The 7,305-nt window shown below is 71.3% G+C and carries 9 protein-coding genes; 5 read left to right on the forward strand and 4 right to left on the reverse strand.

Annotated features, from left to right (window positions below):
* Positions 1 to 5 precede the first annotated feature (5 nt).
* On the forward strand, positions 6 to 1,415 hold the full coding sequence (locus OFY01_RS28400; protein ID WP_266604706.1) for an MFS transporter: 1,410 nt from the start codon (positions 6 to 8) through the stop codon (positions 1,413 to 1,415).
* A gap of 293 nt (positions 1,416 to 1,708) precedes the next feature.
* Positions 1,709 to 2,278, forward strand: coding sequence for an RNA 2',3'-cyclic phosphodiesterase (gene thpR, locus OFY01_RS28405; protein WP_266604725.1), 570 nt, complete (start codon positions 1,709 to 1,711; stop codon positions 2,276 to 2,278).
* A 123-nt stretch (positions 2,279 to 2,401) separates the two neighbouring features.
* On the opposite strand, the gene OFY01_RS28410 is transcribed toward thpR, so the two are convergent.
* Positions 2,402 to 3,394 carry an aldo/keto reductase gene (locus tag OFY01_RS28410; RefSeq protein WP_266604708.1) on the reverse strand — a complete coding sequence of 331 codons (993 nt, stop codon included), beginning with the start codon at positions 3,392 to 3,394 and terminating at the stop codon, positions 2,402 to 2,404.
* 80 nt (positions 3,395 to 3,474) lie between these two features.
* On the opposite strand from OFY01_RS28410, the gene OFY01_RS28415 reads away from it, so the two are divergent.
* Positions 3,475 to 3,903, forward strand: a complete 429-nt coding sequence (locus OFY01_RS28415; RefSeq protein ID WP_266604710.1) for a cytidine/deoxycytidylate deaminase family protein — start codon at positions 3,475 to 3,477, stop codon at positions 3,901 to 3,903.
* Between the two features lie 35 nt (positions 3,904 to 3,938).
* Here OFY01_RS28415 and OFY01_RS28420 read toward each other — a convergent pair whose 3' ends face one another.
* The 3 genes from OFY01_RS28420 to OFY01_RS28430 all read right to left on the reverse strand — a co-directional run bounded on the left by OFY01_RS28420 (position 3,939) and on the right by OFY01_RS28430 (position 5,484).
* Positions 3,939 to 4,484 carry an SRPBCC family protein gene (locus tag OFY01_RS28420; protein ID WP_266604727.1) on the reverse strand — a complete coding sequence of 182 codons (546 nt, stop codon included), beginning with the start codon at positions 4,482 to 4,484 and terminating at the stop codon, positions 3,939 to 3,941.
* A gap of 109 nt (positions 4,485 to 4,593) precedes the next feature.
* The gene (locus tag OFY01_RS28425) at positions 4,594 to 4,719 is read right to left on the reverse strand and encodes a hypothetical protein (protein ID WP_266604712.1); all 126 of its coding nucleotides are present in this window, start codon (positions 4,717 to 4,719) and stop codon (positions 4,594 to 4,596) included.
* Between the two features lie 75 nt (positions 4,720 to 4,794).
* Entirely contained in the window at positions 4,795 to 5,484 is a 690-nt protein-coding gene (locus OFY01_RS28430; protein ID WP_266604714.1) for an SGNH/GDSL hydrolase family protein, read from the reverse strand.
* A gap of 68 nt (positions 5,485 to 5,552) precedes the next feature.
* Between OFY01_RS28430 and OFY01_RS28435 the strand changes: the two genes are divergently transcribed.
* Together OFY01_RS28435 and OFY01_RS28440 are read left to right on the forward strand one after the other, a co-directional pair.
* On the forward strand, positions 5,553 to 6,581 hold the full coding sequence (locus tag OFY01_RS28435) for a WD40 repeat domain-containing protein (RefSeq protein WP_266604716.1): 1,029 nt from the start codon (positions 5,553 to 5,555) through the stop codon (positions 6,579 to 6,581).
* Positions 6,582 to 6,683: 102 nt separating this feature from the next.
* Complete coding sequence (locus OFY01_RS28440) at positions 6,684 to 7,232, forward strand: hypothetical protein (RefSeq protein ID WP_266604718.1); 549 nt, start codon at positions 6,684 to 6,686, stop codon at positions 7,230 to 7,232.
* Positions 7,233 to 7,305: the final 73 nt, after the last annotated feature.

The raw sequence follows: 7,305 nt of genomic DNA on the forward strand, positions 1-7,305 counted from the left end.
CCCTTTTGAGTACGGGATCCGGAGCAGACTCCGCCCCCGCACCGACCACCCACGAGCCCACCCGTCACCCGACCCCCGCCCCTCAAGGAGCCCGCTCCGCGGGCGCCGCGCCCGATGGCCCCCGCAAGTCCTCGATGTTCGCCAGCCTGCGCGTGCGCAACTACCGGCTGTTCGCGACCGGGGCAGTCATCTCCAACACCGGCACCTGGATGGCCCGCATCACCCAGGACTGGCTGGTGCTCTCCCTCACGGGATCGTCCGCCGCCGTCGGTGTCACCACGGCCATGCAGTTCCTGCCGATGCTGCTGTTCGGCCTGTACGGCGGGGTGATCGCCGACCGGTTCGCCAAGCGGAGGCTGCTCTTCTGCACGCAGGGTGCGATGAGCCTGTCCGGTCTGTTCCTGGCCGCGCTGACCCTCTCCGGCCACGTACAGGTCTGGCACGTCTACCTCGCCGCCTTCTTCACCGGCCTCGTCACGGTCGTCGACAACCCGACCCGCCAGTCGTTCGTGTCGGAGATGGTCGGCCCGGACCAGGTGCGTAACGCGGTGTCCCTGAACTCCGCGAACTTCCAGTCCGCCCGCCTCGTCGGCCCGGCCGTCGCCTCCACGCTGACCGCCGCCGTGGGCCCCGGCTGGGCGTTCCTCGCCAACGGCCTCTCCTTCCTCGCCCCTCTCACCGCCCTCGCCCTGATGCGCGCCCGCGAGCTGCACGAGATCAAGCGCGCCCCGCGAGGCAAGGGCCAGCTGCGGGAGGGCCTGCGGTACGTGTCCGGGCACCCGGAGCTGATCTGGCCGATCGTGCTCGTCGGGTTCGTCGGCACGTTCGGCTTCAACTTCCCGATCTGGCTCAGCGCGTACGCGAGCGACGTCTACCACGGCGGGGTCGGACAGTACGGCCTGTTCAACACGCTCATGGCGCTCGGCTCGCTCACCGGCGCGCTCCTGTCGGCCCGGCGCCGCTCCAGCCGCCTGCGGGTTCTGGTCGGCGCGGCGCTCGGCTTCGGCGCCCTTGAGGTCCTGGCGGCGTGGGCGCCGGGCGTGTGGGTGTTCGCGCCCCTGATCGTGCTGCTCGGCGTCCTCGGCCTGACGGTCAACGTCACCGCCAACTCCACCGTCCAGATGGGATCGGACCCCGAGATGCGCGGGCGCGTGATGTCCCTGTTCATGATGGTGTTCGTCGGCGGCACGCCGCTGGGCGGCCCGCTCTTCGGCTGGCTCGCCGACGAGTACGGGGTGCGGGTCAGCTTCATGCTCGGCGGCGTGATCTGCGCGGCCGCGGCGGCCGGCGTGGGCCTGATGCTGGCCCGCGCGGCGGGGCTGCGCCTCAAGGTGGATCTGCGGCGCGGCGAGCAGCACCTGCGGTTCGTGCCGCGGGACGGGGAGCGGGCGCGGGAGCTGACCGCGGTGGCGTGAGCCGCGACGGTGGCGTGAGCCGCGACGGTGGCGTGTTCACGGCAGCGTGCCGGGGAGGTGCCTCGTGGTGGTGCCTCGCGGTGGCGTGTCGCGGTGGTGTGTCGGGGAGGTGCCTGGTGGTGGTGCCTGGTGGTGGTGCCTCCGCGGTGGCGTGTCGCGGTGGTGCCTCGCGGCGGCGTATGGACAGTGGCCGGAGGGTTGGGCGGCACACGTGCCCGGCCCTCCTTCCGTGGCCCTCCTTCCGCGCCGCTCCCTCCCACGGCCGCCCGACGGCGCACACTTGGCCCATGGGCCTGAGACTCTTCGCCGCCGTCCTGCCGCCGGAGGCCGCCCTCGCCGAGCTGGCCCGCGCGGTCGAGGCGCTGCCCGCCCACCCCGGCCTGCGCTGGACAGGACCGGACGGCCGCCACCTCACGGTCGCGTTCTACGGCGACGTACCGCAGGAGTCCCTACCGGAGCTCGCGGCGCGGCTCGCGCGCGCCGCCGGGCACACGGCCCCCTTCGACCTCGCTCTGCGCGGCGGCGGCCGGTTCGGCGGCCGGACGTTGTGGGCCGGGGTGGCGGGCGACGCGGCCGTCCTGCGCCGCCTGGCCGCCCGCGCGCAGGCCGCCGCCCGCAAGGCGGGCCTCGACACGGCCGCGCACACCGGGCACCGCCGCTACCACCCCCACGTGACGCTGGCCCGAGGCCGCACCGAACTCGACCTCGGGCCGTACGTCACCGCGCTCGACGGCTTCGCCGGCACGGCCTGGACCGTCCGCGAGCTGGTCCTCGTCCGCAGCGAACTGCCCAGGTCGGGCGTGCCGGGGGAGCAGCCCCGGTACGAGACGTCCGCCGCATGGCCGCTTTCGGGCACGCGTTAGTCTCGATGGCGTGGACCCGAAGACCCGTAACCGGATCATGGCCGTTGTGCTGGTGCTGATGTTCGCCGTGGTGGCGGTGGCGGCGGCCGTGGGCCGGTAACCGGCCCGATACGCCCCCGCCCGCTACCAGGCGAACGCCTCCGGGGACGGTCCGGGACCCGGGAAGATCTCGTCGAGCCCGCCCAGCACCTCGTCGCTCAGTTCGAGCTCGACCGCGCGCAGGGCCGAGTCCAGCTGCTCGCGCGTGCGCGGCCCCACGATCGGCCCGGTGACGCCCGGCCGGGTCAGCAGCCAGGCCAGCGCCACCTCACCGGGCTGCAACCCGTGCTTGTCGAGCAGATCCTCGTACCGCTGCACCTGGTCCCGTACGGACGTGTTCTCCAGCGCGCTCGCGCTGCGCCCGTCGCGCCGCCGCTTCCCCTCGGCCTCCTTCCTCAGCACGCCGCCGAGCAGGCCGCCGTGCAGCGGGGACCAGGGGATGACACCGAGCCCGTAGTCCTGCGCGGCCGGGATGACCTCCATCTCGGCGCGCCGCTCGGCGAGGTTGTAGAGGCACTGCTCGCTGACGAGGCCGACGCGGCCGTGGGCGCGGGCGAGCTCGTTCGCCTGGGCGATCTTGTAGCCGGGGAAGTTGGAGGAACCCGCGTAGAGGATCTTCCCCTGCTGTACGAGGACATCGATGGCCTGCCAGATCTCCTCGAACGGGGTCCGGCGGTCGATGTGGTGGAACTGGTAGATGTCGATGCGGTCCGTCTGAAGGCGCTTGAGCGACGCGTCCACGGCCCGCCGGATGTTCACGGCGGAGAGCCGGTCGTGGTTGGGCCACGGGGCACCGCCGTCGGCCGCCATGTTCCCGTAGACCTTGGTCGCGATGACGGTCTTGTCGCGGCGGTCCCCGCCCTTGGCGAACCAGTTGCCGACGATCTCCTCCGTGCGGCCCTTGTTCTCGCCCCAGCCGTACACGTTGGCCGTGTCGAAGTAGTTGATGCCCGCGTCGAGCGCCGCGTCCATGATGGCGTGGCTGTCGGCCTCGTCGGTCTGCGGGCCGAAGTTCATGGTGCCGAGGACGAGTCGGCTGACCTTGAGTCCTGTGCGTCCGAGCTGCGTGTACTTCATGGTTCCCCAGCCAATGCCTTCGAGTGCGCTCGATGCAAGGGGGCGGGGCCCGCGCGGGGCGTCGGAGGTACGCTTCCGCGATGTCCGCACAGAGCCATGACGTCGACGTCGACGTCGACCGTGAACTCGTCGAGGCCGCCGCGCACATCGCGCGCACCCGCTGCCGCGGCGACAACCACACGGTGGCGGCCGCCGCCCGCGCGCGCGACGGCCGGATCGTGACCGCCGTGAACGCCTACCACTTCACCGGCGGGCCGTGCGCCGAGCTCGTCGTCATCGGCGCGGCGGCGGCCCAGGGCGCGTACGAACTCGATGTGATCGTGGCCGTCGGGGACCGGGAGCGCGGGGTCGTTCCGCCGTGCGGCCGGTGCCGTCAGGCCCTGCTCGACTACTTTCCCGGGATGCGGGTGATCGTCGGAACGGGCGACCGGGGGCTCAGGTCCGTGCCCGTCGGGGAGTTGCTGCCCGAGAGTTACATGTGGGCGGACCACCAGCTCGACGACGAGTGAGGCCCTTCGAGGAGTGAGGCCCTTCCGGGGCCTCTTCAGCGGGACCGTTCCGCGCGTTCCGCGAGTTGCCTGATGCCGTCGAGCGTCGCCTCCATACCGGCGCGCAGTTCCTTCAGACGGGCCGCGATGATCTCCTCCTCGCGGTCCGGTCGGCGCTCGACTGCGAGCGTGACGCCGCTGCGGCCCGGGCCCAGGACGGCGGACTGGCGAAGCAGCGTTTCGCGGCCCCCGTCCCGGGAGTTGAGCTCGTAGCGCCAGGTGGCCAGCCGCTCGGCCGGGTCGGCGCTCGGGGCGCCGTACCGGCCGTCCGCGTCCGTGACCGCCCACGCGAAGACCTCCGGCTCGGCGAGTTCGACGACGTGGGACACGGTCCGCCACTCGCCGATCAGCGGGTGCTGGTTGAACCCCTCGAACCGTGCCCCGGAGCAAGGCCCTTGAGCGCCGTCGAGCCATGCGACGCGCTGGAGTTCGGGGCCGAAACGGGCGGGCAGCCGGATGTCCGTGACCAGCTCCCAGACGGTCTTCGCCGGTGCGGCAACGCGCACCTCGCACTCCACACGCGGTCCGTCGGCGTACCTCATGACGTCAGACACTGCCCCTCCCCGACTCCACTGCCCCACCCCGATGTCACTGACCGCGCCCACGATATGTGACGGGGGAGCCGGGGCCGCCCGCCGGTCCCTGCCGAGGTCAGTCGCGAGGGAACGTGTCGGTCTTGATGACGAGACCGACGGCCGTGTCGGTCAGGTCGTTACGACGGGCAGAGTGGCGCTCCTCCTCGGCGGCCCGGCGGATGCGGGCAGCCGCGCAGGACAACGATACGCACGGTGACCAGGACACGCAGGCACCTGCACCGGGCCCGGTCGGCCGGCCTCGGTCGGCCGGTCCCGGTCAGCCGAGCGCCGCCCCGGCGTCGTACGGCTCCCCGATCCCCCACCCCTGGTACAGCGCGTCGGCGAAGGCGGCGGCCAGTTTGTGCTCACCGGAGGCGTTCGGGTGGGTGCCGTCGTACGTGTCCGTGTGGATGTCGTACGAGGACGGGATTGAGGCGAGCAGGAGCGGGGAGCGCGGCTCGGACAGGTCGGCGAACGCCTTCGCCAGCAGCGTGTTGAAGTGCGCGACCTGCGCCGCGAACGGGGCGTCCGTCTCGGCCCGTACGTTCGGGATGACCGGGAGCGCGACGATGTGGATGCGCGGCGCGGCCCGCCGCGCCTGCGCGACGAAGCGGTCAACGTTGGCGGCGGTCTGCTCGGCGTCCGTGTAGAAGCCGAGATCGATCAGGCCGAGGGAGACCAGCAGCACGTCCGCGCGGTGCGCGCGCACCGCCTCGCCGATCAGCGGCGCCATGTGGAGCCAGCCCTCGCCCCAGCCGGCCAGATGAGCGCGGGGGAAGTCCGGGTCGGCGTACTCGTACGAGACGGGGGCTTCGAGCGCCTTGTCGTACAGCGTCTCGCGCGGCCCGACGATCCGGAACGGGCCGCCGTACGCCATGCGCAGGTGCTGCCACAGTCGGTAACGCCAGGTGTGTTCGCCCGCGCTTCCGATGGTCTGGGAATCGCCGACGGGCATGAACCTGAGCATGCGCACATCATCGTCGATCGGCGTGGCCGCGTGCGTGTGACACCGAACACGCCTGGCAAGCTGGGGGCATGCGTGCGAACAAGGTGAGGGCGACGGTGGGCGTGGGCGCGGCGGCGGCCGTCGCGGCCGTGCTGTTCGGTTCGGGGACGGCACCGGCCACGGCGGACTCCCGTTCACCGGGCTCGGACGGCTTCACCATCACGGACCCCCGCATCACCGAGTCCAGCGGCCTCGCCGCCTCGCACATCCACCCGGGCGTCTACTGGACCCACAACGACAGCGGCGACGGCCCGTACATCTACGCCATCGACGGCAGGACCGGAAAGACCGTCGCCCGCGTCACCTTCACCGGGGTCGGCCGGCCCCGCGACGACGAGGCGATCTCCATCGGCCCCGACGACAACATCTACGTCGGCGACATCGGCGACAACAGCGGCGGCTCCTGGAACCACGTCTGGATCTACAAGCTGCCGGAACCGAAGGTGCTGCGCGACCAGACCGTACGGGCGACGCAGTACACGGTGAAGTACGAGGACGGGCCCCGCAACGCCGAGACGCTGCTGGTCCACCCGAAGACCGGCCGGGTCTACATCGTCTCGAAGAACGAGAACGGCGGCGCGCTCTACGAGGGCCCGGCCACGCTCTCCCCGACGCGCACGAACTACTTCAAGCGCGTCACGGACATCGACCTGTGGGTGACGGACGGCGCGTTCTCGCCGGACGGCAAGCAGCTGGCGCTGCGCGGGTACTTCGGGGGGATCTCGTACGCCTGGAAGAACGGAAGGCCCAAGCGCGAGGGCCAGTTGGACGTTCCGCTGCAACCGCAGGGCGAGTCGGTGACGTACACGAGGGACGGGAAGACGCTCCTGTTCGGGAGCGAGGGCAAGGACAGCAAGGTGCAGCCGGTCCCGGTGAAGGGCGCTGCGGGCGGCTCCGGTTCCTCCGGCGGTGCCACCGGCGCCACCGCGTCCGGCGCCGGAACCGCCGCGAACGACAACCCGCACTTCACCGGCAAGGCGGGCGCGGTCGGCGTGGCGGCGCTCCTGATCGTGGTGTTCGGCATCGGGCGGCTGGTGCGACGCAAGCCGCGGTCGTGACGGCTACCGTGACCACTGAGCTGGGAGTCCGGTCATGTGCGGTGACCGGCCGCGCCGTACGCTGCGGGTCCTGTGTCAGTGGTGACGGATACGGTGTGGTCCATGACAGGTTGGATCAATGGCGGTGTCATTGCGTGGATCGAGGGCGAACAGTACGAGGATGAGACCGTCCTCGTGTACGCGAAAGGCGTCGCCCAGGCGGACTTGGCCAACGGGCTGATCGCCCAGCACCGGCCGCCGTTCGCCCGCGGCGGCGACGTGCCCCCTGGCGAGTGGGGGGTGATCGTGCACCATATGCACGATCCTTCCCGCGATGACTTCGACGAGATCGACTACCACGAGCTGTGTCCCCCGGGAGCCGAGTTGGTGGTGTTCGTGCCCAACCCGTGCATAGCCAAGGCGCATCGCCCCATGGCGTACCACTACAAGGACGGCCAGGCCCTGTCCTGCATCAACTATGAGGACGCTGACCATGTCGGGGAGTACTGGCCCAGCGAGCTTGCATCCCGCATCACGGCCGCCGGGCTCGACTGCGCGGCGGCGGACTACGACGAGCAGCTGACTCAGCTGATCTGCGACCAGTTGGGGCTGCCCGCGCTGGATCGTGACACCTTGACCGTGGACCGCAGCCTCATCGATTCGTACTACTAGCTTGATCTTTAACCTCCGACGTCGAATGCTGCGTCGAACTTGATCACTCGGTCTGGTATCCGCCGTACGTGAA

The organism is Streptomyces beihaiensis (assembly GCF_026274175.1).
Lineage (GTDB): Bacteria > Actinomycetota > Actinomycetes > Streptomycetales > Streptomycetaceae > Streptomyces > Streptomyces beihaiensis.

Coding starts and splice junctions, on each gene's coding strand:
- OFY01_RS28410 (WP_266604708.1), bottom strand. CDS start 3,394: ATGAAGTACACGCAGCTCGGACGCACAGGACTCAAGGTCAGCCGACTC.
- OFY01_RS28415 (WP_266604710.1), top strand. CDS start 3,475: ATGTCCGCACAGAGCCATGACGTCGACGTCGACGTCGACCGTGAACTC.
- OFY01_RS28420 (WP_266604727.1), bottom strand. CDS start 4,484: ATGAGGTACGCCGACGGACCGCGTGTGGAGTGCGAGGTGCGCGTTGCC.
- OFY01_RS28430 (WP_266604714.1), bottom strand. CDS start 5,484: ATGCTCAGGTTCATGCCCGTCGGCGATTCCCAGACCATCGGAAGCGCG.
- OFY01_RS28435 (WP_266604716.1), top strand. CDS start 5,553: ATGCGTGCGAACAAGGTGAGGGCGACGGTGGGCGTGGGCGCGGCGGCG.
- OFY01_RS28440 (WP_266604718.1), top strand. CDS start 6,684: ATGACAGGTTGGATCAATGGCGGTGTCATTGCGTGGATCGAGGGCGAA.